This is a genomic window from Pseudomonas sp. 9_2_1 (genome assembly GCF_059295275.1).
On record NZ_CM181239.1, the window covers coordinates 5,519,582 to 5,543,447 of the forward strand.

Annotated in this window: 24 protein-coding genes; 17 read left to right on the top strand and 7 right to left on the bottom strand. The window is 63.4% G+C overall.

What is annotated here, in order from left to right:
• Window positions 1–14: 14 nt before the first annotated feature.
• The 7 genes from AC5O5I_RS25095 (at window position 15) to cycA (ending at window position 7,685) form a co-directional block, all read left to right on the top strand.
• A complete protein-coding gene (locus AC5O5I_RS25095; RefSeq protein WP_172227296.1) occupies window positions 15–869 on the top strand; it encodes an SPFH domain-containing protein in 855 nt (284 codons plus the stop codon).
• A 215-nt stretch (window positions 870–1,084) separates the two neighbouring features.
• Window positions 1,085–1,474: a DUF2946 domain-containing protein gene (locus AC5O5I_RS25100; protein WP_172227298.1), complete on the top strand. Its 390-nt coding sequence runs from the start codon at window positions 1,085–1,087 to the stop codon at window positions 1,472–1,474.
• A 46-nt stretch (window positions 1,475–1,520) separates the two neighbouring features.
• Entirely contained in the window at window positions 1,521–2,006 is a 486-nt protein-coding gene (locus AC5O5I_RS25105) for a copper chaperone PCu(A)C (RefSeq protein WP_172227300.1), read from the top strand.
• Window positions 2,007–2,028: 22 nt separating this feature from the next.
• Window positions 2,029–2,460 (top strand): DUF2946 domain-containing protein, encoded by a 432-nt coding sequence (locus AC5O5I_RS25110; protein ID WP_172227302.1) that lies wholly within the window; start codon window positions 2,029–2,031, stop codon window positions 2,458–2,460.
• A 67-nt stretch (window positions 2,461–2,527) separates the two neighbouring features.
• Window positions 2,528–4,594, top strand: a complete 2,067-nt coding sequence (locus tag AC5O5I_RS25115; RefSeq protein ID WP_494511736.1) for a TonB-dependent copper receptor — start codon at window positions 2,528–2,530, stop codon at window positions 4,592–4,594.
• Between the two features lie 57 nt (window positions 4,595–4,651).
• Window positions 4,652–6,019 (top strand): PepSY-associated TM helix domain-containing protein, encoded by a 1,368-nt coding sequence (locus AC5O5I_RS25120; RefSeq protein WP_494511737.1) that lies wholly within the window; start codon window positions 4,652–4,654, stop codon window positions 6,017–6,019.
• Between the two features lie 238 nt (window positions 6,020–6,257).
• On the top strand, window positions 6,258–7,685 hold the full coding sequence (gene cycA / locus AC5O5I_RS25125) for a D-serine/D-alanine/glycine transporter (protein ID WP_494511738.1): 1,428 nt from the start codon (window positions 6,258–6,260) through the stop codon (window positions 7,683–7,685).
• Window positions 7,686–7,729: 44 nt separating this feature from the next.
• Here the strand turns inward: cycA and AC5O5I_RS25130 are convergent, their stop codons facing one another.
• Entirely contained in the window at window positions 7,730–9,187 is a 1,458-nt protein-coding gene (locus AC5O5I_RS25130; protein WP_494511739.1) for a hypothetical protein, read from the bottom strand.
• 276 nt (window positions 9,188–9,463) lie between these two features.
• Between AC5O5I_RS25130 and urtA the strand changes: the two genes are divergently transcribed.
• The 6 genes from urtA to AC5O5I_RS25160 all read left to right on the top strand — a co-directional run bounded on the left by urtA (window position 9,464) and on the right by AC5O5I_RS25160 (window position 15,681).
• Window positions 9,464–10,729, top strand: coding sequence for an urea ABC transporter substrate-binding protein (gene urtA / locus AC5O5I_RS25135; protein WP_172227310.1), 1,266 nt, complete (start codon window positions 9,464–9,466; stop codon window positions 10,727–10,729).
• 106 nt (window positions 10,730–10,835) lie between these two features.
• Window positions 10,836–12,356: an urea ABC transporter permease subunit UrtB gene (gene urtB, locus AC5O5I_RS25140; protein WP_372242988.1), complete on the top strand. Its 1,521-nt coding sequence runs from the start codon at window positions 10,836–10,838 to the stop codon at window positions 12,354–12,356.
• A complete protein-coding gene (gene urtC / locus AC5O5I_RS25145) occupies window positions 12,356–13,435 on the top strand; it encodes an urea ABC transporter permease subunit UrtC (RefSeq protein ID WP_494511740.1) in 1,080 nt (359 codons plus the stop codon). The genes urtB and urtC overlap by 1 nt, the downstream gene beginning before the upstream one ends.
• On the top strand, window positions 13,432–14,289 hold the full coding sequence (gene urtD / locus AC5O5I_RS25150) for an urea ABC transporter ATP-binding protein UrtD (protein WP_172228596.1): 858 nt from the start codon (window positions 13,432–13,434) through the stop codon (window positions 14,287–14,289). Before urtC ends, urtD begins: the two co-directional genes overlap by 4 nt.
• 146 nt (window positions 14,290–14,435) lie before the next feature.
• On the top strand, window positions 14,436–15,134 hold the full coding sequence (urtE, locus tag AC5O5I_RS25155; RefSeq protein WP_172228598.1) for an urea ABC transporter ATP-binding subunit UrtE: 699 nt from the start codon (window positions 14,436–14,438) through the stop codon (window positions 15,132–15,134).
• A gap of 31 nt (window positions 15,135–15,165) precedes the next feature.
• Window positions 15,166–15,681: a GNAT family N-acetyltransferase gene (locus AC5O5I_RS25160; RefSeq protein ID WP_494511741.1), complete on the top strand. Its 516-nt coding sequence runs from the start codon at window positions 15,166–15,168 to the stop codon at window positions 15,679–15,681.
• A gap of 126 nt (window positions 15,682–15,807) precedes the next feature.
• On the opposite strand, the gene AC5O5I_RS25165 is transcribed toward AC5O5I_RS25160, so the two are convergent.
• Both AC5O5I_RS25165 and cbpA read right to left on the bottom strand, forming a co-directional pair.
• Complete coding sequence (locus AC5O5I_RS25165; RefSeq protein WP_172228602.1) at window positions 15,808–16,113, bottom strand: chaperone modulator CbpM; 306 nt, start codon at window positions 16,111–16,113, stop codon at window positions 15,808–15,810.
• A gap of 2 nt (window positions 16,114–16,115) precedes the next feature.
• Window positions 16,116–17,084, bottom strand: coding sequence for a curved DNA-binding protein (gene cbpA, locus AC5O5I_RS25170; protein ID WP_172228604.1), 969 nt, complete (start codon window positions 17,082–17,084; stop codon window positions 16,116–16,118).
• A 176-nt stretch (window positions 17,085–17,260) separates the two neighbouring features.
• On the opposite strand from cbpA, the gene AC5O5I_RS25175 reads away from it, so the two are divergent.
• Window positions 17,261–18,529, top strand: a complete 1,269-nt coding sequence (locus tag AC5O5I_RS25175) for an Hsp70 family protein (RefSeq protein ID WP_494511742.1) — start codon at window positions 17,261–17,263, stop codon at window positions 18,527–18,529.
• A 121-nt stretch (window positions 18,530–18,650) separates the two neighbouring features.
• Here the strand turns inward: AC5O5I_RS25175 and AC5O5I_RS25180 are convergent, their stop codons facing one another.
• From AC5O5I_RS25180 to AC5O5I_RS25190, 3 genes are all read right to left on the bottom strand, one after another.
• Window positions 18,651–19,658, bottom strand: a complete 1,008-nt coding sequence (locus AC5O5I_RS25180; protein ID WP_172228608.1) for an AI-2E family transporter — start codon at window positions 19,656–19,658, stop codon at window positions 18,651–18,653.
• A 71-nt stretch (window positions 19,659–19,729) separates the two neighbouring features.
• Window positions 19,730–20,017, bottom strand: a complete 288-nt coding sequence (locus AC5O5I_RS25185; RefSeq protein ID WP_172288306.1) for a PsiF family protein — start codon at window positions 20,015–20,017, stop codon at window positions 19,730–19,732.
• Between the two features lie 63 nt (window positions 20,018–20,080).
• Window positions 20,081–20,869 (bottom strand): AraC family transcriptional regulator, encoded by a 789-nt coding sequence (locus AC5O5I_RS25190; protein WP_172228612.1) that lies wholly within the window; start codon window positions 20,867–20,869, stop codon window positions 20,081–20,083.
• Window positions 20,870–20,992: 123 nt separating this feature from the next.
• On the opposite strand from AC5O5I_RS25190, the gene AC5O5I_RS25195 reads away from it, so the two are divergent.
• The gene (locus AC5O5I_RS25195) at window positions 20,993–21,865 is read left to right on the top strand and encodes a DMT family transporter (protein WP_494511743.1); all 873 of its coding nucleotides are present in this window, start codon (window positions 20,993–20,995) and stop codon (window positions 21,863–21,865) included.
• Here AC5O5I_RS25195 and AC5O5I_RS25200 read toward each other — a convergent pair.
• Window positions 21,862–22,752 carry an esterase/lipase family protein gene (locus AC5O5I_RS25200; protein ID WP_172288689.1) on the bottom strand — a complete coding sequence of 297 codons (891 nt, stop codon included), beginning with the start codon at window positions 22,750–22,752 and terminating at the stop codon, window positions 21,862–21,864. The genes AC5O5I_RS25195 and AC5O5I_RS25200 overlap by 4 nt on opposite strands.
• A gap of 122 nt (window positions 22,753–22,874) precedes the next feature.
• Between AC5O5I_RS25200 and osmE the strand changes: the two genes are divergently transcribed.
• Together osmE and AC5O5I_RS25210 are read left to right on the top strand one after the other, a co-directional pair.
• Window positions 22,875–23,216 (top strand): osmotically-inducible lipoprotein OsmE, encoded by a 342-nt coding sequence (osmE, locus tag AC5O5I_RS25205; RefSeq protein WP_172233139.1) that lies wholly within the window; start codon window positions 22,875–22,877, stop codon window positions 23,214–23,216.
• A gap of 48 nt (window positions 23,217–23,264) precedes the next feature.
• On the top strand, window positions 23,265–23,795 hold the full coding sequence (locus AC5O5I_RS25210; protein WP_172233136.1) for a ferritin-like domain-containing protein: 531 nt from the start codon (window positions 23,265–23,267) through the stop codon (window positions 23,793–23,795).
• Window positions 23,796–23,866: the final 71 nt, after the last annotated feature.

Below are 23,866 nucleotides of genomic sequence, written 5' to 3' on the forward strand. Positions count from 1 at the left end.
AGGAAGTTAGCATCATGACCAGCCTCATCGTCGTTGCCGCCATCGCCCTGTTTGTCCTGATCACCGTGTTCAAAGGGGTACGCATCGTGCCCCAGGGCGAGGAGTGGATCGTCGAGCGCCTGGGCCGCTACCACAGCACGCTCAAGCCTGGCCTGAACATTCTTATCCCGTACATGGACGTGGTCGCCTACCGCCTGCCGACCAAGGACATCATCCTCGATGTGCAGCAGCAGGAAATCATCACCCGTGACAACGCGGTAATCGTTGCCAACGCCCTGTGCTTCGCCAAGGTTGTCGACCCGCAGAAGGCTTCCTATGGCGTACAGAACTTCTCGTTCGCCGTCACCAGCCTGACCATGACCTCGCTGCGCGCCATCGTCGGCGCCATGGACCTCGACGAGGCGCTGTCCAGCCGCGAGCAGATCAAGGCACGCTTGCGCGAGGCGATGTCCGAACAGACCGAAGACTGGGGCGTGACCGTACGTTCGGTGGAAATCCAGGACATCAAGCCTTCCGAGAACATGCAACTGGCCATGGAGCGCCAGGCGGCGGCCGAACGTGAGCGCAAGGCCGACGTGACCCGCGCCGAAGGTGCCAAGCAGGCAGCGATCCTCGAGGCCGAAGCGCGCCTGCAGGCGGCCCGGCTCGATGCCGAGGCGCAGATCAGCCTGGCCGAGGCCTCGGCCCGGGCGATTTCGCTGGTGAAGGAAGCGGTGGGCAACGAAACCGTGCCGGCGATGTACCTGCTGGGTGAGCGCTATATCGGTGCCATGGAGAACCTGGCCGGCAGCGACAACGCCAAGGTCGTGGTGCTGCCAGCGGACCTGCAAGAAACCGTGCGTGGGCTGATGGGCCGTAACAAGTCCTGAGATTGATTCAACCCTCTTCGCGGGCCTGCTCGCTCCCACTGGTTGCAGCACAGGCCCTGCGACCTGCGCGGTCCCTGTGGGAGATGGCTTGCTGGCGATCGGGTTGCAAAGCAGGCGCCGACAGCCAGCCAACCTGCGTCACTTCACCGCACCCCGCCATTTTTACCTATACTCCGCCTTACAATACCCACCACGATTCCTGACCGGATCTCTCCATGCCCCCACGTCGGCACATTGCCTGGATAGCCTGCCTTGCAGTGCTGTTCAACTTGCTGGCCATGCCGCTGGCCTCAGCCGTGCCCAAGGGCCCGGCCGAGCAGCTGCTGTGGGGGGCTTTCTGTTCCAGCATGGGCAGCAAGGCCAAAGTCGATGTGCAGGCCCTGGCCAAGATCGACCTTGGCCCGCAAAGCGACGACAGCGCCAGCATGATGAACTGCTGGTGCTGTTCCGGCGCCGCACCGCTGCTGGCCCTGCCTGGTTACCCGCCGCAGTTGCACAACCCGCCGACACTGCTGGCAGGGCTGCTGCAGCCACCCGCCAAGTACCAACCCACGCCGCGCCAGCTCTGGCCTGCGCTCAACCCCCGTGCCTCTCCGCTGGCCTGAGTTCATCACGCTGACTGCCTGAACCTGAACAGAACGGAGATTCACCATGCTCAAGCACGCCCTCGTCATGGCCGCCCTGCTGCTGCCCGGCGCCTTTGCCAATGCCCACGAATACACCGTGGGCGATCTGCACATCGCCCATCCCTGGTCGCTGCAGTTGCCACCCAACGCACCCAATGTCGCCGCCTATTTCGTGGTGCACAACAACGGCAGCGCCGACGACCGCCTGCTCAGCGTCGACAGCCCCATCAGCGATGATGCGCAACTGCACGAGCATGTCATGAGCGCCGCCGGTGCCATGAAGATGCAGCAGGTACCCAACGTGGTGGTGCCCGCCGGCAAGGACCTGACCTTCGCCCCCAGCGCCTACCATGTGATGCTGATGCAGCCCAAGGACCGCAGCCTTCTCAGCGACGGCAAGCGCTTCCCGTTGACCCTGCACTTCGAAAAGGCAGGCGACATCACTGTCCAGGTAGCCGTACAGAAGCAGGCGCCGACGGACCAGCCGCAAGGCCACGAACACGCGCACTGACCACTGCTCAAAGGCGCTCGCCATGAGCTTGCCGCGCAACAGCTGCCGCCGTACCACCCGCCCTGACCGCAGGCGCGCCGGTGGCGGATGGCTGAGCCTGTTCGCCATGTGGATGATCTTCATCGGCCCGCTGATTTCCCAGTCAATGCCGATGGACCACCACGCCGGCATGAGCATGCCAATGGACATGCCGATGCCGGCTGCGCATCAGCATGGCGAGGGCGCTCATCACGGCCACAGCGGCGATGGCCAGCTGCATGTCATGTGGGAAAAGTGCGGTTACTGCAGCCTGTTGTTCAACTGCCCCGCCCTGCCCCAGGCCCTCAGCCCGCTTAGTGCCGACAGCATCGCCCCCACCACTCACCTGCTTGCGCCAACGCACCAGGGCCATGCCCGGCAGGCGGTATTCCCCGGTGCGCGCAGCCGCGCCCCGCCTGCCTCGATCAACGTCTGAATCCTTTTTTTTGCGCACGGAGCCAGGAGGCTTCGCGCTGACTCATGACTGATCGACTGGAATCACTATGTCTGGCTGCACCCCTGTTTTTGCCCTGTCCCTGCGAGGGACCATTGCCGCCGTGTGCGGCTCGCTGCTCGCGCCCGTGGCCCTGGCCGCCGACCCTGGCCATGAAGGCCATGCGCACGATACACCCGAGCTGAGCCCGACGGTGATTACCGCCGTGGCCCCCAGCTCGCCGCTGACCGTGATCACCAACCCTAAAGACCCGCGCCAGCCCGTGCCGGCCAGTGACGGCGCCGACTACCTGAAGACCATCCCCGGCTTCTCGGCGATCCGCGCCGGTGGCACCAACGGCGACCCGGTACTGCGCGGCATGTTCGGCTCGCGTTTGAACATCCTCACCAATGGCGGCCTGATGCTGGGCGCTTGCCCCAATCGCATGGACGCGCCCACGTCCTACATTTCGCCGGAAACCTACGACCGCCTCACCGTGATCAAAGGCCCGCAAAGCGTGATCTGGGGCCCGGGCGGCTCGGCAGGCACGATCCTTTTCGAGCGCGAACCAGAGAAGTTCGGCACCCTCGGCAGCCGGGTCAACGCCAGCCTGCTGGCCGGCTCCAACGGCCGCTTCGACAAGGTGCTGGATGCGGCTGCCGGCAACAGCCAGGCCTACGCGCGCTTCGTCGGCAACCAGTCACGCTCGGACGACTACCACGACGGCAACAACGACACCGTGCCCTCCCGCTGGGACAAGTGGAACGGCGATGTCGCCCTCGGCTGGACACCTGACCAGGACACCTTGCTGGAGCTGACTGCCGGCAAGGGTGATGGCGAGGCCCGCTACGCCGGGCGCGGCATGGACGGTTCGCAGTTCAAGCGCGAGAGCCTGGGCCTGCGCTTTGAAAAATCCAACCTCGGCGAGGTCCTCGACAAGGTCGAAGCGCAGGTCTACTACAACTACGCCGACCACGTGATGGACAACTACAGCCTGCGCACGCCGTCGGGCAGCGGCATGATGGGCATGCCGATGGTCAGCAACGTCGACCGCCGCACCCTGGGCGCGCGCATCAAGGCCACCTGGCGCTGGGCAGACGTGCAACTGATCAGCGGCATCGACGCGCAGACCAATGAGCACCGCCAGCGAGGCGGCATGGGGGTCGACGCGCACAAGGGCCAGGCCTGGACCAAGGACGCCGACTTTCATAACTACGGTGCCTTCGGCGAGCTGACCTGGTACGCCAGCGCCGAAGACCGACTGATCACCGGCGCCCGCCTGGACCGCGCCTCGGCCCGCGATTTCCGCCAGGGCAGCGCCACCGAAGGCGACACCCGCGCCGACACCCTGCCCAGTGCTTTCATCCGCTACGAGCACGACCTGGCTGCCATCCCGGCTACCACCTACATCGGCCTCGGCCACGCCCAGCGCTTCCCCGACTACTGGGAGCTGTTTTCGCCCAAGCTGGCGCCAGCTGGCGCGGCCAATGCCTTCGATGGCATCAAGCCGGAGAAAACCACCCAGCTCGACTTCGGCATCCAGTACCGCACAGAGCGCCTTGAAGCCTGGGCCTCGGGCTATGTCGGGCAAATCCGCGACTACATCCTGTTCGACTACCGCACCGGCATGATGGGCATGAGCACCTCCCAGGCGCAGAACATCGACGCCCGCATCATGGGCGGCGAACTGGGCGCCGCCTACCAGCTCGCTGAGAACTGGAAAGCCGACGCCACGCTCGCCTACGCTTGGGGCAAGAACAGCAGTGATGGCAAAGCGCTACCGCAGATGCCGCCCCTGGAAAGCCGCCTTGGACTGACCTACAGCCGCGATGTGTGGAGCGTCGGCGCCCTGTGGCGGCTGGTGGCGGCGCAGAACCGCATTGCCGAAAACCAGGGCAACGTGGTCGGCAAGGACTACGAGAAAAGCGCCGGCTTTGGTGTGTTCTCGTTCAACGGTGCCTACAAGGTGAACAACAACCTCAAGCTCAGCGCAGGGGTCGACAACCTGTTCGGCAAAACCTACGCCGAGCACTTGAACCTGGCAGGGAACGCCGGGTTCGGCTACCCGGCCAGCGATCCACAGCCGGTCAACGAGCCAGGCAGGACCTTGTGGACCAAGGTCGATTTCAGCTTCTGACAACACAACGGGCGCCACTTCGGTTGCGCCCATCAGCTGGTCAAACAGGAGGTTCCCATGAGAGGAACACGTATCTCTTTCTACAACCTGGCCTGGCGTTGGCACTTTTATGCGGGGCTGTTCGTGGCCCCGTTCATGATCCTGCTGGCAATTACCGGGATCATCTACCTGTTCAAGCCGCAGCTCGACCCGCTGCTGTACCGCGACCTGATGGTGGTCGAAGCCGGCCACCACCGACAGGGCGCCGACCTGATGCTGGCCGAAGTACGCCAGGCCTATCCCAAGGGCCACGTCGGCCAGTACCTGCCGCCGCTGAACGCCGAGCGCAGTGCGCAATTCGTGGTGCACGACGGCGGGCGCGAACTGAACGTATTTGTCGATCCTTACAACGGCAAGATCCTCGGCGAGCAGGACGGCAAGCAGAACCTGCAGGCCATCGCCCGCGCCCTGCATGGCGAATTGATGGTCGGGACGGTCGGTGACCGCCTGGTAGAGCTGGCAGCGGGCTGGGGCATCGTGCTGGTGGTATCGGGCCTTTACCTCTGGTGGCCGCGCGGACGCAGCAGCGCCGGTGTGTTGTGGCCGCGGTTTTCCGCCCGCGGGCGCTTGCTGTGGCGTGACCTGCACGCGGTAACCGGTTTCTGGGGGTCGGCTCTGTTGTTGCTGATGCTGGTCAGCGGCATGACCTGGACCGGCATGTGGGGCAAGCAGTACGCCGACTTGTGGAACCGCTTTCCGGCGGCCATGTGGAACGACGTACCCAAGTCGGACCAGCAGGCGCGCGAACTGAACAGCGCGCACCGCCAGACCGTACCCTGGGCAATGGAAAACACACCGATGCCACAGTCCGGTGCGCACGCCGAGCACGCTGGCCACCACATGATGTCGGACATGCCCGCAGCGCCCCAGGTCAGCGTGCAGCAGGTCGAGGACATTGCCACCTCGCGCCAGGTCGAGCCGGGCTACAGCATCACCCTGCCGACCACGGCAGACGGGGTGTTCACCATCGCCGTGTTCGCCGACGACCCACGCAACGACGCCACCCTGCATGTGGACCAGTACACCGGCGAGGTGCTGGCCGACGTGCGCTGGCAGGACTACAGCCCGGTCGCCCGCGCCACCGAGCTGGGGGTGATGCTGCATGAAGGCAAGATGTTCGGGGCATTCAACCAGATCATCATCCTGCTGGTGTGCCTGATGATCCTGCTGGGTTCGGTGAGCGGGCTGGTGATGTGGTGGAAGCGCAGGCCGGAAGGCGGCCTGGGCGTACCGCCTTTGCGTCATGACTTGCCGCGCTGGAAGGGGGCGGTGGGGGTGATGCTGCTGCTCGGCGTGATGTTCCCGCTGGTGGGCGTGTCGATGGTGGTGATGTGGGTGGTAGATAGCCTGGTGGTGAGGCGCCGCCGGTTGCTGGCCAGCGTCTGATTATTGTACTGCCTGTACCGGCCCTTTCGCGGGTGAACCCGCTCCCACAGGGACATCACAGGCCTGAAAACCTGTGATGATCCTGTGGGAGCGGGTTCACCCGCGAAGAGGCCGGCACAGACAGAACACTGGTACCCAAATGTAGAGTCGATCTGTCGCGCCCCGAACTGGAACGCGCGTGTTAGCCTACCCGGCTACCTCTGACAAGAAGACTGACCTCTACAAGGGAATGCAGCGTATGACGCAAACCTCACCGACCGCGCCAGATGAACAGCATCTGCAGCGCAACCTGACCAACCGCCACATCCAGCTGATCGCCATCGGCGGTGCAATTGGTACCGGGCTGTTCATGGGCTCGGGCAAGACCATCAGTCTGGCCGGGCCGTCGATCATCTTCGTCTACATGATCATCGGCTTCATGCTGTTCTTCGTCATGCGCGCCATGGGTGAACTGCTGCTGTCCAACCTCAACTACAAGTCGTTCATCGACTTCTCCGCCGACCTGCTCGGCCCTTGGGCCGGCTACTTTACCGGCTGGACCTACTGGTTCTGCTGGGTGGTCACCGGTATCGCCGACGTGGTCGCCATCGCCGCCTACACGCAGTTCTGGTTCCCCGACCTGCCGCAGTGGATACCGGCGCTGACCTGCGTGGGGCTGCTGCTGTCGCTGAACCTTGTCACCGTGAAGATGTTCGGTGAAATGGAGTTCTGGTTCGCCCTGGTCAAGATCGTCGCCATCCTCGGCCTGGTCGCTACCGGCCTGTACATGGTCATCACCGGCTTCACCTCGCCCAGCGGCAGCACCGCGCAGCTGGCCAACCTGTGGAATGACGGCGGCATGTTCCCCAATGGCCTGATGGGCTTCTTCGCCGGTTTCCAGATCGCCGTGTTCGCCTTCGTCGGCATCGAGCTGGTGGGTACCACCGCCGCCGAAGCAAAGAACCCGGAGCGCACCCTGCCGCGGGCGATCAACTCGATCCCGATCCGGATCATCGTGTTCTACGTGCTGGCGCTGATCGCGATCATGGCGGTTACGCCATGGCGCGATGTGGTGCCGGGCAAGAGCCCGTTCGTCGAGTTGTTCGTGCTCGCCGGCCTGCCTGCAGCGGCCAGCATCATCAACTTCGTGGTGCTGACCTCGGCGGCCTCGTCGGCCAACAGCGGCGTGTTCTCTACCAGCCGCATGCTCTACGGCCTGAGTCAGGAGGGTGATGCGCCCAAGGCGTTCGAGAAACTGTCGAGCCGCTCGGTACCCGCCAACGGCCTGTATTTCTCCTGCACCTGCCTGCTGCTGGGTGCGGTGCTGATCTACCTGGTGCCGAACGTGGTCGAGGCTTTCACCCTGGTCACCACCGTTTCGGCGGTACTGTTCATGTTCGTCTGGACGCTGATCCTGCTGTCGTACCTGAAGTACCGTCAAAACCGTGCGGCACTGCATCAGGCATCGAAGTACAAAATGCCGGGCGGGCGTTTCATGTGCTACGTGTGCCTGGTGTTCTTTGCCTTCATCCTGGTGCTGCTGAGCCTGGAGGCAGATACCCGCTCGGCCTTGCTGGTGACACCGATCTGGTTCGTGCTGCTGGCGGTGACCTATCAGTTCGTGCGCAGCAAGCGCCAGCCGCGCACGGCCGTACGCCATTCATCGAGCACCTCCGGGCACCGATGACCTGGCCGGGGCCTTGATCAAGCAAGGCCCTTGTTCTACCTCAGTCAGCGAAGCACTGCCAGGCTCACGAGGATGGGTGCTCTCCAGTTCGGATCGCTGTCATTGCGTGCCTCAAGGGTCACCGTACCGTTGTACCAACCCGGTGGTAGCTCGGGATTATCCAGTGCACTGTAACCGATGATCAGCTGCACCGGACCACCATCAAAATCGGGGTGGCATACAAGTGTGCTGTTCATAGTCGTCCGCGGGCAGCCCGAATTCTGCCGCATAGCCCTCAGATTGACAGATCGAGCTACCCCATCTTTCCCCGTCAATTTGGCGGTCAAGGTCGTCACGCCTGGGCCGCCATAGGTCAATGAAGTCGGGCCGACTTCACTGGAAAGTGCCACCACTCCGATTCTGGACCGCCCAGGTATGAAAGCCACGATTGCACTTGACTCTGGCTGGGTAGAAACATAGATAAGTCGGGTGCCTTCGAACGCGGGGCTGTATCCGCTCATCCGTCCCGCCTCCTCACGCCAGAGCCTGGCCATGTCGGCGGTCCTTGCATTTCCCAGAGGCCTGCCTCCATAAGTAACTTGAGGATTTGAGTAGTACGGTATGTTGTTGCCGCACAGCATGGTGTGAGCGCCACCGGAGGTCTGGTAGCCAAAGCGATAATTGTCCGCACCGGTTTCATTGCAGTGGTTACCGCCCACGTTATGGCCGACCTCATGCCGAAAGGCTAACGGATGATGAATGCTATTGACGCTGTCTGAGCCGGGTACATAAGCCATGCCGCCATAGGGTGAATTGTCGAAGTATCCCACATTGATATCGTGCTTATAGACCGGACGCAGCGGTGTCAGCATGTCCCTGACTTTCACCAGGCCAGTCCCGTCGACAGGAAGGTCAGTTTCGGTCACGCGGACACCTGCAAGGCGCAAAGAAACCCCTCCCACCTGTGAGTTTCGTAGCCCGAGGTTGGACGTCTCCAGTTGTGCCAGTGCGAATGCCACAGGATCGGCATTCAGCACCGCCAAGGCCTTCGTCGAAAACAGCATCAGGGCATCGATCTGGCCATCGTTGTCAGGTTTGTCAGCGCCCGGCACCTGCGCAGGCCCTGCGCGCTCCTTCAACGTATCCGCTTTCAGATAATCGTAAGCAGGTTCTTCAACAAAACGCCGCGATCCAGTTTTGTCGACAAAAAGCGCGCCACGCCGCCCAGGCCGGTCAATGATCGCCGTTATCGCCCCATCCTTGTCCGTGACCACCACCAACGAACCGTCGATCCTGCCCTTGAGAGGCTCTGCAAGGTTGCCGCTCTCGATCGCATAGCCTTGGACATTGCGTTGCGAATTGGTGTTGTGGAAGCGGTAGCCGCCCAATTCCTGTGCGACCGTTGCCCCGAGCGGGCTTTTTCCCATTATCGATTCTGCATCCTGCGCGCACCCGGCCAAGAGCAATAGCAGTGATGTCACCCACACAGCGGTCTTTGCCTTCCTGCATCCTGCATTCTTCATTGCCTGCATCTCCAGAAGTGGATTCGGGTCAGCACACGATAGGGATGCCATGCCCTTGCGCCTACTGGCAAACATGCTAGGTACAGCCTGCTGCTAGTGTTGCGAGCAGCAAAGCTCCAACGCTGTGCACACAAACTCACCAGGCACCAATATGGCCCGGCATAACGCCCCAACGCCCCGCACGCCCCCTCTATTACGCACCTTCCGCCGTTAGGCACACCCCTTGCAAAGCCCCTCCCCGCTTGGCCAACCTATAAAAACCAGCGGAGAGAGCACATGAAGCGTCGCAGTCTGATCAAGGCCTTTACCCTCAGCGCATCCATTGCCGCCATGGGCCTGAGCTGGAGTATTCAGGCCGCCGAGACCATCAAGGTCGGCATCCTGCATTCGCTGTCGGGGACCATGGCGATTTCCGAGACCTCGCTCAAGGACATGGCGCTGATGACCATCGAGCAGATCAACGCCAAGGGCGGTGTGAACGGCAAGCTGCTTGAGCCGGTGGTGGTCGACCCCGCGTCCAACTGGCCGCTGTTTGCCGAAAAAAGCCGCCAGCTGCTGACCCAGGACAAGGTCGCAGTGGTGTTCGGCTGCTGGACCTCGGTATCGCGCAAATCGGTACTGCCGGTGTTCGAAGAGCTCAACGGCCTGCTGTTCTACCCGGTGCAGTACGAGGGTGAAGAGATGTCGCCGAACGTGTTCTACACCGGCGCCGCGCCCAACCAGCAAGCCATCCCCGCCGTGGACTACCTGATGAGCGAAGACGGCGGCAGCGCCAGGCGCTTCTACCTGCTGGGCACCGACTACGTCTACCCGCGCACCACCAACAAGATCCTGCGCGCCTTCCTGCACAGCAAGGGTGTGGCCGACAAGGACATCGAAGAGGTCTACACCCCGTTCGGCCACAGCGATTACCAGACCATCGTCGCCAACATCAAGAAGTTCTCCGCTGGCGGCAAGACCGCCGTCATCTCCACAGTCAACGGCGACTCCAACGTGCCGTTCTACAAGGAACTGGCCAACCAGGGCCTGAAGGCCACCGAGGTGCCGGTGGTGGCGTTCTCGGTAGGTGAAGAAGAGCTGCGCGGCATCGACACCAAGCCACTGGTGGGCCACCTCGCGGCGTGGAACTACTTCGAGTCGGTGGATAACCCGGTCAACCAGCAGTTCGTCGCCGACTGGAAAGCCTACGCCAAGGCCAAAGGCCTGCCCGGCGCCGACAAGGCGGTGACCAACGACCCGATGGAAGCCACCTACGTGGGCATCCACATGTGGGCCCAGGCGGTCGAGAAAGCCAAGTCCACCGACGTCGACAAGGTGCGCGAAGCGCTGGCCGGGCAGAGCTTCAAGGCACCCTCGGGCTTCACCCTGACCATGGACAAGAGCAACCACCACCTGCACAAGCCGGTAATGATCGGCGAGATCCAGGATGACGGGCAGTTCAGCGTGGTCTGGGAAACCGAGCAGCCGCTGCGGGCGCAGCCGTGGAGCCCGTTCATCCCGGGTAATGACAAGCGGCCGGACTATGCAGTGAAAGGTAATTGAGTGCACTGGGGCTGCTTTGCAGCCCATTCGCCGGCAAGCCAGCTCCCACAAGGACAGCACCTCGCTCAAGGCCTGTGAAGGACCTGTGGGAGCTGGCTTGCCGGCGATGAGGCCAACATCGATTTCCAGGATTACCCGCATGCTCAGACTGCTGCTCACCCTGCTCTTGCTGATCCCCCTGGCCACCCACGCCAGCGAGGGTGAATTCTTTCTCGCCGCCAAGCCCGCCGAGCAAGCCCGCCTGCTCGAAGGCTGGGCGGCACAACCCGATGCCGCGCGCCTGCCACTGCTGGAAAACCTGCGCCAAGGCCGAATTGCCACTGACGACACCCGCAAGCTGCGCCTGAACAACCGCCTGCGCGGCCTTATCGACAACGCCCTGGCCAGCCATCAACTGCTCAGCGACAACAGCGACACGCGCCTGGCCGCCGCGCAGCAACTGCAAAAGAGCGCACAGCCGGCACAAATGGCCTTTCTCGACCGGCGCTTCGCTGCCGAGCCGGACACTGCCGTGCACGCGGCCCTGGGCCTGGCCCTGGCCAACCTGCAACTGGGCGCCAGCGAACCTGCGGTACGCCTGGCCGCCGTGCGCCTGCTGGGTGAAACCGGCGACCCGCTGGCCCGCACCCGCCTCGAAGCCTTGCTGCAAGCCGATGCCGAACGCGACCCGGGCGTGCGCACCGCCGCCGAAACCAGCCTGGCCCAGGTCAAGCGCAAGCTGCTGGTCGGCGAGCTGCTCGGCCAGGCGTTCAGCGGCCTGTCACTGGGCTCGATCCTGCTGCTGGCTGCACTGGGCCTGGCGATCACCTTCGGCCTGCTCGGGGTGATCAACATGGCCCACGGCGAAATGCTGATGCTTGGCGCCTACAGCACCTACATGGTCCAGGTGCTACTGCAGCGCCATGCCCCAGGGGCCATCGAGTTCTATCCGCTGATTGCCCTGCCGGTGGCCTTCGCCGTCAGTGCCGGGGTAGGCATGCTGCTGGAGCGCACGGTCATTCGCCACCTGTACGGCCGGCCGCTGGAAACCCTGCTGGCAACCTGGGGCATCAGCCTGATCCTGATTCAGGCCATCCGCCTGCTGTTCGGCGCGCAGAACGTCGAAGTCAGCAACCCGGCGTGGCTGTCGGGGGGCATCCAGCTGCTACCCAACCTGGTGCTGCCGTACAACCGACTGGTCATCATCGGCTTCGCCCTGGCCGTGGTACTGCTCACCTGGCTGTTGCTCAACCGCACGCGGCTGGGCCTGAACGTGCGGGCGGTCACCCAGAACCGCAACATGGCCGCCTGCTGCGGCGTGTCCACCGGGCGCGTCGACATGCTCGCCTTTGGCCTGGGCTCGGGCATCGCCGGGCTCGGCGGCGTGGCCTTGAGCCAGGTCGGCAACGTCGGCCCGGACCTGGGCCAGAGCTACATCATCGATTCGTTCCTGGTGGTGGTGCTTGGCGGTGTCGGGCAACTGGCCGGCAGCCTGTGGGCGGCCTTCGGCCTTGGCATCGCCAATAAACTGCTGGAGCCGCAGATCGGTGCCGTGCTCGGCAAGATCCTCATCCTTGCGCTGATCATTCTGTTCATCCAGAAACGCCCGCAAGGCTTGTTCGCCCTCAAGGGACGGGTAATCGACTGATGAACCAGCCACTGCTTGTCACCGCTACGCAAAAGGCCGGGCCACGGCTGTCGCTGGCCATCGGCACTGTCGTCGTCCTGCTGTTGCTGGCCCTGCCGCTGCTGTCGCTGCTGCCGGCCGAGCATGCCCTGCAGGTATCGGCCTACACCCTGACCCTGGTCGGCAAGATCCTCTGCTATGCCATCGTCGCCCTGGCCCTGGACCTGGTCTGGGGTTACGCCGGGCTGTTGTCGCTGGGGCACGGGCTGTTCTTCGCCCTGGGTGGCTACGCCATGGGCATGTACCTGATGCGCCAGGCCGCCGGCGACAGCCTGCCGGGGTTCATGACCTTTCTGTCGTGGACCGAGCTGCCGTGGTACTGGGCCGGCACCCAGCACTTCGCCTGGGCGCTGTGCCTGGTGGTCCTTGCACCCGGGCTGCTGGCGCTGGTGTTCGGCTGGTTCGCCTTCCGCTCACGCATCAAGGGCGTGTACTTCTCGATCATGACCCAGGCCCTGACCTTCGCCGGCATGCTGCTGTTCTTCCGCAACGAGACTGGCTTTGGCGGCAACAACGGCTTCACCAGCTTTCGTACCATCCTTGGCTTCGAGATTGCTGCGCAAGGCACCCGCGCGGCGCTGTTCCTGCTCACCGTCGGCCTGCTGCTGGCCAGCCTGTACCTGTGCTGGTGCCTGACCCGCAGCAAGTTCGGCCGCCTGCTTACCGCCGTGCGCGATGGCGAAAACCGCCTGATGTTCTGCGGCTACGACCCGCGTGGCTTCAAGCTGCTGGTGTGGGTACTCAGCGCCGTGCTGTGCGGCCTGGCCGGCGCGTTGTACGTGCCGCAGGTGGGCATCATCAACCCCAGCGAGATGTCACCGACCAACTCCATCGAAGCCGCCGTGTGGGTCGCCCTTGGCGGGCGCGGCACGTTGATCGGCCCCCTGCTGGGTGCGGGGCTGGTCAATGGCATGAAGAGCTGGTTCACCGTGGCCTTCCCGGAGTTCTGGCTGTTCTTCCTCGGCGCGCTGTTCATCCTCGTTACCCTGTACCTGCCCAAGGGCGTAGTCGGCCTGTTGAAGAAAAGGAACCAGCCATGAGAGGCGTGCCCCCGGTACACCCCGAATTCATGCTCGAGCCGGTGTTCGACAACCTCGGCAGCGGCCGTGAGGCGATAGGCCTGGGCCAGCGCCGCAAGGCCGGCCTCGACACCCGTCACGGCACGGTGCTGAGCCTGGAAGACATCAGCGTCAGCTTCGATGGGTTCAAGGCGCTCAACGCGCTCAACCTGTACATCGGCGTGGGTGAACTGCGCTGCATCATCGGCCCCAATGGCGCCGGCAAGACCACGATGATGGACGTGATCACCGGCAAGACCCGCCCCGACAGTGGCACGGCCTACTTCGGCGACACACTCGACCTGACCGGCATGAGCGAGTATCAGATCGCGCAGGCCGGCATTGGCCGCAAGTTCCAGAAGCCGACGGTATTCGAAGCACTGACGCTGTTCGAGAACCTGGAGCTGGCGCTGAAGGCCAATAAATCGGTGTGGGCGAGCCTGGCGGCCCGTTTGAGCGCTGAACAGCGCCAGCGCATCGACGAAGTGCTGACCACCCTGCGCCTGCTGCCCTTGGCCCAGCGCCAGGCAGGCCTGTTGTCGCATGGGCAAAAGCAGTTTCTGGAGATCGGCATGCTGCTGGTGCAGGAGCCGCAATTGCTGTTGCTGGACGAACCGGTGGCCGGCATGACCGACGCCGAAACCGAATTTACCGCCGAGCTGTTCAAGGGCCTGGCTGGCAAGCATTCGCTGATGGTAGTGGAACATGACATGGGCTTTGTCGGCAGCATTGCCGACCATGTGACCGTGTTGCACCAGGGCAGTGTGCTGGCCGAGGGCTCGCTGGAGCAGGTGCAGGCGGATGAGCGGGTGGTCGAGGTGTATCTGGGCCGCTAGATCTTCAAAGCTGTGCCGGCTCTATCGCCGGCAAGCCAGCTCCCACAGAACCCCCACAGGCCTCGGAGCTTGTGCTTTACCTGTAGGAGCTGGCTTGCCAGCGATAGGGCCGGCACAGGCACAGCAAACCTTTCAGGAACACCGACATGCTCAAGATCGACACCCTGCACCAGTACTACGGCGGCAGCCACATCCTGCGCGGCCTGTCCTTCGAAGCCAAGGTCGGTGAAGTCACCTGCCTGCTCGGCCGCAACGGCGTCGGCAAGACCACCCTGCTGCGCTGCCTGATGGGCCTGGTGCCCACCCGCGACGGCAGCATCGAATGGGAAGGCCAGCCGATCACCACGCTCAAACCTCAGCAACGAGTTCATGCCGGTATCGCTTATGTGCCACAGGGCCGCGAGATATTCCCGCGGCTGACGGTGGAAGAAAACCTGCTGATGGGCCTGTCGCGTTTTTCTGCACGTGAAGCGCGGGAGGTGCCAGCCTTCATCTACGAACTGTTCCCGGTGCTGGAGCAGATGAAGCAGCGCCGTGGCGGCGACCTGTCTGGCGGCCAGCAGCAACAACTGGCCATCGGCCGCGCCCTGGCCAGTCGCCCGCGCCTGCTGATCCTCGACGAGCCCACCGAAGGCATCCAGCCCTCGGTGATCAAGGAAATCGGTGCGGTCATCCGCCGCCTGGCCGAACGCGGCGACATGGCTATCCTGCTGGTGGAGCAGTTCTACGACTTTGCCGAAGCGCTGGCCGACCAGTACCTGGTCATGGCCCGGGGCGAGATCGTGCAGCGCGGCCGCGGTGAAAACATGCAGGCCGAAGGTGTGCGTGGGCTGGTAACCATTTAATCTGCACACAACGACCCTGCGAGATGCTGTGATGAGTGACCGAATCCGCGATGCCCTGCCCGCCGACCTGCCGGGCATCCTCGAGATCTACAACGATGCCGTACGCCATACCACGGCGATCTGGAACGAGACCCCGGTGGACCTGGCCAACCGTCAGGCCTGGTTCGAGGCGCGGGCGCAGCAGGGCTATCCGATCCTGGTGGCGGTAGATGACAGCGGCGTGCTGGGTTATGCGTCGTTTGGCGACTGGCGGCCATTCGAAGGTTTTCGCCAGACCGTGGAGCACTCGGTGTATGTCCGTGATGACCAGCGTGGCAAAGGGCTGGGCCCGCTGTTGATGGCGGCGCTGATAGAACGGGCGCGCAGCTGCGGCAAGCATGTGATGGTGGCGGCCATCGAAAGCGGCAATGCGGGCTCGATGCGCCTGCATGAGCGGCTGGGATTTGTGGTGACCGGGCAGATGCCACAGGTGGGGGTGAAGTTTGGCCGGTGGCTGGATTTGATCTTCATGCAGTTGGTGTTGAACCCGGGGGCTGAACCGAGCTGAGTTTGATGCTTGCAGGCCTGGCCTCTTCGCGGGTAAACCCGCTCCCACAGGGACCGCACATTTCCCGAAACCTGTGCTGCACCTGTGGGAGCGGGTTTACCCGCGAAGAGGCCAGGCCTGCAACCGTTACAGCTGGGTAAACCTGCCCAACCGTTGCTTCAGCATGCTGTTCTCACTGCGCAACTGCTGCACTTCCTGCAGCAGCTCCAGCGCCAGCGCCACCCCTTCCCACTCCAGCTCCAGCTCCTGATGCAGCTTCACTGCGCGCTTTGCCACCAGCGGCGCCTGATCGTCAAACAGCCAGTCATCCGGCGTTCGCCCGGAAGGCTCGACAATGCCGTGCTCGACGATTTCGATCACGTAGTCAGCCGTGACATCGGCTTCCTGACACAGGGTACGCATGTCCAGTTGAACGATCAGGGTGCTGCTCATGATCACTTACTCCATTGTGTCCTCGGGTCGAACGCAGCCTTCTCGGAAAGCTTGCTCCACAGTTCGCGGGCAGCCTCGTCGGAGGCAGGCGGCATGACCACTTTCAGCTGCGCATAAAGGTTGCCGCGCTCGCCGTTCTTGTTCGCCAGGCCCATGCCCGGCACGCGCAGGCGCTGGCCGCTCTGGCTGTCGGGGCGAATGGTCAGGTTGATCCTGCCGGTCAGGGTCGGCACCGCGACCTTGGTCCCCAGGGCAGCCTCCCACGGTGCCAGTGGCACGGTGATGATCAGGTCATGACCTTCGACATCGAACAGCGGGTGCGGTGCCATGCGGATGGTCAGGAACAGATCGCCATTGGCGCCGCCACCACTGCCCGGCGCGCCCTGGCCTTTCAGGCGGATGCGTTCGCCGTCGGTTACCCCAGCCGGAATCTTCACGTTCAGGGTCTTGGTGGTAAAACCGGTGCGCTGGCCCATGGCATTGGTTTGCGGCACCTGGAAGCTGATCTGCTTGGATTCCTTGCTCAGGGTTTCCTCGAGGAACACCGCCAGTTCAAGCTCCACATCCTGCCCTCGTCTGCCGGCACTGCGTTGTTGTTGCCGGCCACCGCCGCCACCGCCGAACGGGCTGCCGCCGCGTGCGCCAAAAATCGAGCTGAAGAAGTCGGAAAAATCACCGCCCTCGAAGCCACCTGCGCCGGCACCGCCGCGGTTTTCCCAGCCAGGTGGTGCCTGGAACGGCCGGCCATGCTGGCCGCCATATTTGCGAATTTCGTCGAACTCGGCACGTTTCTGCGCGTCACCGAGCACTTCGTAGGCCTCGTTGGCCTCCTTGAACTTGTCCTCGGCGTCGCGCTCCTTGCTGACATCGGGGTGATACTTGCGCGCCAGCTTGCGGTACGCGGCCTTGATCGCCTTGTCGTCCGCCGTGGGCTCTACGCCGAGTATCTTGTAATAGTCTTTGAAGTCCATCTGTGGATCACCAATGTGAATGTGCGTGTTGCAACAGAAGATGCAACTGTAGATTGGGGTCAAGCATAGCCTTTCAAGACCGCCTTGGGGTTGCGCCATGGCAGACGACTGGTCTTGATTCTGTAGCCAAGTGGCATAAACTGCGCGGCCGTTTTGCCTCCGGAAGCTTATTTCCCATGTCTGACGTATCCCCGGCCCGCGCCCTGGGCATCGACTTTGGCACCTCAAACTCCACGGTCGGCTGGCACCGCCCTGGCGTGGAGTCGCTGATTGCTCTGGAAGACGGCAAGATCACCTTGCCCTCGGTGGTGTTCTTCAACATCGAAGAGCGTCGCCCGGTGTATGGCCGCCTGGCGCTGCACGAGTACCTGGAGGGCTACGAAGGCCGCCTGATGCGCTCGCTGAAAAGCCTGCTGGGCTCCAAGCTGATCAAGCACGACACCAGCGTGCTGGGCAGCGCGTTGCCGTTCAAGGACCTGCTGGGCATGTTTATCGGCGAGCTGAAAAAGCGCGCCGAAGCCGCCGCAGGTCGCGAATTCGACCAGGTGGTGCTGGGGCGCCCGGTGTTCTTCGTCGACGAAGACACCGCCGCCGACCAGGAGGCCGAAGACACCCTGGCCGACGTAGCCCGCAAGATCGGCTTCAAGGACGTGTCGTTCCAGTACGAGCCGATTGCCGCGGCCTTCGACTATGAGTCGAGCATCAGCCGCGAAGAGCTGGTGCTGATCGTCGACATCGGCGGTGGTACCTCCGACTTCACCCTGATCCGCCTGTCGCCCGAGCGCCATCTGGTAGCCGAACGTCAGGACGATATCCTCGCCACCGGCGGCGTGCACATTGGCGGTACCGACTTCGACAAGCAACTGAGCCTGCAGGGCGTCATGCCGTTGTTCGGCTACGGCAGCCGCATGAAGAGCGGCGCGCTGATGCCTACCAGCTACCACCTCAACCTGGCCACCTGGCACACCATCAACGCCCTGTACTCGCAGAAGTCGCAGCTGGCGCTGGGCAGCATGCGCTACGACATCGAGGACAGCTTCGGCATCGACCGACTGTTCAAGCTGATCGAGCAGCGTGCGGGGCACTGGCTGGCGATGGAAGTGGAAGCCAGCAAGATCGAGCTGACCGAGCATGACAGCCGCATCATCGACCTGCGCCGTGTCGAGCCTGAGTTGAAGGCGGAACTGACCCGTGTGCTGTTCGAAGAGGCCATCGAAAGCCTGCTGGAACGCGTGCGCGGTAGCGTGAGCGAACTGCTGGCCAAGGCCGGCGTCAGCGAAGCCCAGGTCGACACGGTGTTCTTCACCGGTGGCTCCAGCGGCATTCCGGCACTGCGCAACAGCGTGGCAGCGATGTTGCCGAATGCGCGACATGTGGAAGGCAATATCTTTGGCAGCATCGGTAGCGGGCTGGCCATCGAGGCGCGCAAGCGTTACGGCGATTAGCCTGTTCTGGCCTCTTCGCGGGTAAACCCGCTCCCACAGGGATCGCACAGATTTCAAGATTTGTGCATTACCTGTGGGAGCGGGTTTACCCGCGAAGAGGCCAGCACAGCTCAACAACTAATCAGACCAGCTCGGCCCGCCGCAACTCGCTTTTCAGGTAGGCATAGTAGACCGGCCCTGCCACCACCCCCGGCAGCCCGAACGCCGCCTCGAACACCAGCATCGCCAGCAACAGCTCCCAGGCCTTGGCACTGATCTGCCCGCCGACGATCCGCGCGTTGAGGAAGTACTCGACCTTGTGGATGACGATCAGGTAACCCAGTGCCGCCGCCGCGACCCAGATCGACAGCGACAGACCGACGATGGTGATCAGGGTATTGGACATCAGGTTGCCGATCACCGGCAGCAGCCCCAGCAGGAAGGTCAGCACGATCAGCGTCTTGGTCAGCGGCAGGTGCACGCCGAACAGCGGCAATACCACGGCCAGGAAAATACCGGTGAACGCGGTATTGAGCAGCGAGATCTTGATCTGCGCGAAGACGATGTTGCGAAACGCCCGCACCAGCAGGGCGAGGCGCTCGAACAGCGCTGCCGCCAGGGGCTTGCGCCGGGAGATATCGGGTATGCGCTGCAGGGCGACTATGGCCCCGAGGATCATGCCGATCAGCAGGGTGACGAACATGTGCGCCATGCCCTTGCCCACCAGCTGCAGGTCGCTCAGGTGGCTCTTGAGCCAGTCGCCGATGGCCACCTTGAACTCCGCCGCGCTGGCCGGCAGGTAACCCTCGATGAACGGCGGCAACTGCCCGCGGGCACGCTCCACCAGGGCCATGAACTTGTCCAGCGAAGCCCCTGGGTTTTCCGCTTCGTGCAGCAAAAAGCTGAAAGCACCGGCAATCAGCAGCGACAGGGTCAACACCACCAGCGTGCCCAGCAATGCCACCGCCAGCCAACGCGCGCGTTGCCCGGCGATCAGCGGCTGCAGCCGCGGGGTGAGCATGTTGACCAGCTCGAACACCAACAGGCCAGCCAGCAGGCTCGGCAGCAATTTCAGGGGCAACGCCAGCAGCAGGCCGGCAAACACGATGATCCAGCTGGCCAGGGTGACCTGGCGGGGGGTGAAGGTCATACAGCCTCAACGGCAGACAACGGGAAAGACCCGCAGTCTGCCAGCCTTGAGGCTGCAGGCATAGGCGCAGGTCATTTCTTCTTCAGGCAGTCACTCATGTATGCCTTGCGCTCGTCGCCCTTGAGCGCCTTGGTGGTGGCGTCGGCGTTGCAGGTTTTCATTTTGTCTTGCTGGGTCTGCGGCACGCTCTTCTTCAGGCAGGTGCTCATGAAGGCTTTGCGCTCGTCACCTTTGAGTTCCTTGGCGGTGGCGTCGGCATTACAGGTTTTCATCTTTTCCTGCTGTGCAGTATTGGCGGCGAAGCCTTGGGCGCTGAACAACACCGCCAGCGCCAGCAATGGAATGTGCAGCAATCTCATGGAGTGGTCTCCTTGGCTCCGCGCCCGATGCACGGGGGTCGAGCTGAGTGTAGCCAAGAATTGTCAGCGCCCTGCCCGCGCCTGCCGGCGGTACTGCTCGGGGGTGCACCGGGCCTGGCGCTGGAACATGGCGATGAACGCCGAAGCGCTGCTGTAGCCAAGGTCGAAGGCAATCGCCTGAATCGGCAGGCCTGCCTCCAGCGCTTCGATGGCGCGCAGAAAACGCAGGCGCAAGCGCCACTCGCCAAAGCTGATGCCCAACTCGCGCAGGAACTGCCGGGCCAGGGTGCGCTCGCTGACATGCACGCGGGCCGCCCAGTCGGCCAGCGGACGGTTGTCACCCGGCTCGGCGCTGAGCGCGTCGAGCACCTGGCGCAGGCCATCGCTCTGGGCAAATGGCAGGTAGCAAGCCTGGGTGGGCGCCAGCAACAGCTGGTCCAGCAGTACTTGAGCCAGGCGTTGGTCGCGCTCGTCTGCGGCTACCTGCAGGTCGCGGCGAGCGAAGTCGGCCAGGATGGCCTTGAGGATGTCACTGATCATCAGGCTGCATGGCTGCTGCGGCAGAGCTGCACACAGGCGGCGGTCCAGGTAGACCGAGCGGTAGACGATGGCCTGGGGGTTGTAGCAGCCATGCACAGTATCGGGGGGGACCCACACGGCGTAGTGCGGCGGTGATAGAAAGCGCTGGCCGGCGACCTCCAGGTGCATCACGCCATGGGCGGTGTAGTTGAGCTGGCCCCAGGCGTGCTGGTGCAGGGCGCTGTGGGTGTCGGCGCCGAACTCGTCGTGGCGGAAGTACACCGGGGCCGGGAGCTGGGCGAACTGGGGGATATCGAGGTATTTGCGCTGCATGTCAGTTTAGCAGGGTGGGTTGTCCGGTTAAGAGTATAGGCTTTTAGACAGACAATCGATAATACAGGCCTATCGAGGGCCTGCTCTGCAGCCCCAATCAGGCCGAGACGAGTAACCCGCTCAATGAAATACCTCTTCCCCCTCACCGCCATCCTTATCTGGGCCGGCAACACCGTGGTCACCAAGATGTCCGCCGGGGCCATCCACCCTGCCGAGATCGGCTTCTATCGCTGGATGTTGGCCGGCCTGCTGTTCACCCCATTCCTGCTGCCCGCTGTGTGGCGCAACCGCGCGGCCATCCGCCCGCACCTGGCCAAGGTAGGCCTCCTCGGCGTACTGGGCATGGCGATGTACCAGAGCCTGGCCTACTTCGCCGCCAGCATCACCAGCGCCACCAACATGGGCATCATCCTCTCGCTGATGCCGCTGATGTCGCTGGCTCTGTCCATCGCCTGGCTGGGTCAACGCCTGAGCTACGGTGCATTGCTGGGCGCAGTGGTGTCGTTTGTCGGCGTGCTCGAAGTGGTCAGCGCCGGCCACCCGGCCAGCCTGCTTGATCAAGGCCTGAACAGCGGCGACCTGCTGATGCTGGTGGCCACCCTGGCCTACGCGTTATACAGCTTCCTGCTGAAGAAATGGCAGCTGCGCCTACCGCCGCTGCAGCTGCTGTACCTGCAAGTGCTGGTGGCGATCATCGTGCTGTTGCCGCTGTTTCTGCTGTCGGACAAAACCGGGCTGAACAGCCGCAACGTCAGTCTGGTGCTGTACGCCTGTGTGCTGGCGTCGATGATCGCGCCACTGCTGTGGATGCAGGCCGTGCACCGCCTGGGGCCAAGCCGCACCACGCTGTTCTTCAACCTGCTGCCGCTGGTCACTGCACTGATCGCTGCAGTGGTACTCGACGAGCAACTGGCCAGCTACCACCTGGCCGGCGGCCTGATGACACTGGCAGGGGTGGTGCTGGCCGAGCGCTGGACCACGCCGATTCGCCGCTAGAGCCCCGCAGCCTTGAGCCGAGCCGCATGTTCGGTAAACAGCCGCACTGGCTCGGCGCCTTTGCCCACTGCGCCCAGTGACTGGTTGACGATGTCCAGGTGGTCGAGCGGGTAATCGTCGCCGATCACCTGCCCCAGGTGCGAGCTGAAGCGCCCGACCATGCCGTCGCACTGGCCTTTTTCCTTGACGAAACTGCGGGCGAACAGGCGACAGAAGCGGTTGCTGCCGTCAAAACGGTTGCGGCCCTGGTCGGTCAGGCCAGGCTGCAAGGTGCCCGACCAGGAGTAATAGCGCACGCCATTCACCTCGTAGGCCCCCTCCCCGCCCCAGGCCTGCGGCAGCCCCTGTGGATAAGCCTGGTTGAACAGTGCTACCCCGGCGCTGGTCAGCGACTGGTGCGAGGCATGCACATCCACCGGCAGCGGGTCCCGGCGCCAACCGGTCTCCAGCCACACCAGCAGTACGGCAAGACCATGCAACACGGCCTTGAGGATCCGCCCTTGGGGTGAATCGCCCGGTGCCGTGCGTTCAAGGTGATCCGCCAGCTCGGAGCCATGGTTGGGCCCCGCCACCGAGGTGACCGAGGCCACCCGAGCAGGCCGCTTGGCCGCCGCATAACGCGCGTCCAGGGCACCCTGGCTGTGGCCGATGAGGTTGACCTTGTCGGCACCTGTGCGCTGGCAGATGTCTTCGATGATCATCAACAACTGCTCACCGCGCACTTCACTGCAATGCAGCGGTGAAACCTGCACCGCAAACACCTGCGCCCCACCTTTGCGCAGCGCTGGCACGATGCCGAACCAGTAGGGGTAAAGCACCGCCCGGACAAACCCGAGCATGCCCGGCACCAGCACCAGCGGGTATCGCGTGGCCAATTCCTGCTGCATTGCCCTGCCCCTTTCCGTGGACGACCGGCCAACACTACAGCGCCGATCATGACCATCGCAATCGAACTCCCGGCGCGCGTTGCGGTTCCAAACCACACAGACCCTTTGCAAGGAGCGGGACCATGTACAAGCAGACCCTGGCAATCCTTCTGGCAAGCGCCACCCTGGCCGCCTGCGGCAGCCGCCCGGAAAACCCGGTGGACTACGTCACCTACCGTGATGAACCGCTGGTCAAGCAGGTGGAGCATGGCATGACCATGCAGAAGGTGATCGCCATCGGCGGCAGCCCGTCGAACGTGATCGACCTGCCGCACGGGGGTACCTGCAACGACTACATCCTCAACCGCGACGGCAAGCAGCAGCCCTACTACGTGCGCTTTGACGCCACCGGTCATGTCGATGCCAAGGGCTTCAAGACCTGCAAACAACGCGAAGAAGACAGCGAAGCCGTCCCCGGCGCGTAAGTCTTTCAGAACATGCCCATGACCACCCTGATGCTTTCGGAGATGAACATGAATGCGACTGAACTGACCGATGTTAAAACCCTGCGTGAACGTGCCCGCCAGCATGTCGAGCAAGGCGCGGTGACCGAGGGTTACCACGCTGACCGCCAGGAGATCCTGCGCCTGCTCAACGAGTCGCTGGCCACCGAGCTGGTGTGCGTCTTACGCTACAAGCGGCACTACTTCATGGCCAGCGGTATCAAGGCCAGCGTGGCTGCCAGCGAGTTCCTGGAGCATGCCAATCAGGAAGCCGAGCACGCTGACAAACTTGCCGAGCGGATCGTGCAATTGGGGGGCGAGCCGGATTTCAACCCGGACAACCTGACCAAGAATTCCCACGCCCAGTATGTGGCGGGCAATTCGTTGAAGGAGATGGTGCTGGAGGATCTGGTAGCGGAGCGGATTGCCATCGACAGCTACCGCGAGATCATTCAGTACATTGGGGATAAGGACCCGACTACGCGGCGTATCTTCGAGGACATCCTGGCGCAGGAAGAAGAGCACGCGGACGACATGTCCGACCTGCTGCAAGGGCTGTAATCGCAAGGGGCTGCTTTGCAGCCCATTCGCAGGCAAGCCAGCGCCCACAAGTACCGCGCAAAGCCCAGGCT

Bases quoted from the DNA above. Each gene is read 5' to 3' on its own strand.
- AC5O5I_RS25115 (WP_494511736.1), top strand. From the start codon at position 2,528: ATGTCTGGCTGCACCCCTGTTTTTGCCCTGTCCCTGCGAGGGACCATT.
- AC5O5I_RS25095 (WP_172227296.1), top strand. From the start codon at position 15: ATGACCAGCCTCATCGTCGTTGCCGCCATCGCCCTGTTTGTCCTGATC.
- AC5O5I_RS25110 (WP_172227302.1), top strand. From the start codon at position 2,029: ATGAGCTTGCCGCGCAACAGCTGCCGCCGTACCACCCGCCCTGACCGC.
- urtC (WP_494511740.1), top strand. From the start codon at position 12,356: ATGAACCAGCCACTGCTTGTCACCGCTACGCAAAAGGCCGGGCCACGG.
- cbpA (WP_172228604.1), bottom strand. From the start codon at position 17,084: ATGGACTTCAAAGACTATTACAAGATACTCGGCGTAGAGCCCACGGCG.
- AC5O5I_RS25160 (WP_494511741.1), top strand. From the start codon at position 15,166: ATGAGTGACCGAATCCGCGATGCCCTGCCCGCCGACCTGCCGGGCATC.
- urtA (WP_172227310.1), top strand. From the start codon at position 9,464: ATGAAGCGTCGCAGTCTGATCAAGGCCTTTACCCTCAGCGCATCCATT.
- AC5O5I_RS25120 (WP_494511737.1), top strand. From the start codon at position 4,652: ATGAGAGGAACACGTATCTCTTTCTACAACCTGGCCTGGCGTTGGCAC.
- AC5O5I_RS25100 (WP_172227298.1), top strand. From the start codon at position 1,085: ATGCCCCCACGTCGGCACATTGCCTGGATAGCCTGCCTTGCAGTGCTG.
- urtD (WP_172228596.1), top strand. From the start codon at position 13,432: ATGAGAGGCGTGCCCCCGGTACACCCCGAATTCATGCTCGAGCCGGTG.
- urtB (WP_372242988.1), top strand. From the start codon at position 10,836: ATGAGGCCAACATCGATTTCCAGGATTACCCGCATGCTCAGACTGCTG.
- AC5O5I_RS25105 (WP_172227300.1), top strand. From the start codon at position 1,521: ATGCTCAAGCACGCCCTCGTCATGGCCGCCCTGCTGCTGCCCGGCGCC.
- AC5O5I_RS25210 (WP_172233136.1), top strand. From the start codon at position 23,265: ATGAATGCGACTGAACTGACCGATGTTAAAACCCTGCGTGAACGTGCC.
- AC5O5I_RS25195 (WP_494511743.1), top strand. From the start codon at position 20,993: ATGAAATACCTCTTCCCCCTCACCGCCATCCTTATCTGGGCCGGCAAC.
- AC5O5I_RS25185 (WP_172288306.1), bottom strand. From the start codon at position 20,017: ATGAGATTGCTGCACATTCCATTGCTGGCGCTGGCGGTGTTGTTCAGC.
- AC5O5I_RS25130 (WP_494511739.1), bottom strand. From the start codon at position 9,187: ATGAAGAATGCAGGATGCAGGAAGGCAAAGACCGCTGTGTGGGTGACA.
- AC5O5I_RS25175 (WP_494511742.1), top strand. From the start codon at position 17,261: ATGTCTGACGTATCCCCGGCCCGCGCCCTGGGCATCGACTTTGGCACC.
- urtE (WP_172228598.1), top strand. From the start codon at position 14,436: ATGCTCAAGATCGACACCCTGCACCAGTACTACGGCGGCAGCCACATC.
- osmE (WP_172233139.1), top strand. From the start codon at position 22,875: ATGTACAAGCAGACCCTGGCAATCCTTCTGGCAAGCGCCACCCTGGCC.
- AC5O5I_RS25190 (WP_172228612.1), bottom strand. From the start codon at position 20,869: ATGCAGCGCAAATACCTCGATATCCCCCAGTTCGCCCAGCTCCCGGCC.
- cycA (WP_494511738.1), top strand. From the start codon at position 6,258: ATGACGCAAACCTCACCGACCGCGCCAGATGAACAGCATCTGCAGCGC.
- AC5O5I_RS25165 (WP_172228602.1), bottom strand. From the start codon at position 16,113: ATGAGCAGCACCCTGATCGTTCAACTGGACATGCGTACCCTGTGTCAG.
- AC5O5I_RS25200 (WP_172288689.1), bottom strand. From the start codon at position 22,752: ATGCAGCAGGAATTGGCCACGCGATACCCGCTGGTGCTGGTGCCGGGC.
- AC5O5I_RS25180 (WP_172228608.1), bottom strand. From the start codon at position 19,658: ATGACCTTCACCCCCCGCCAGGTCACCCTGGCCAGCTGGATCATCGTG.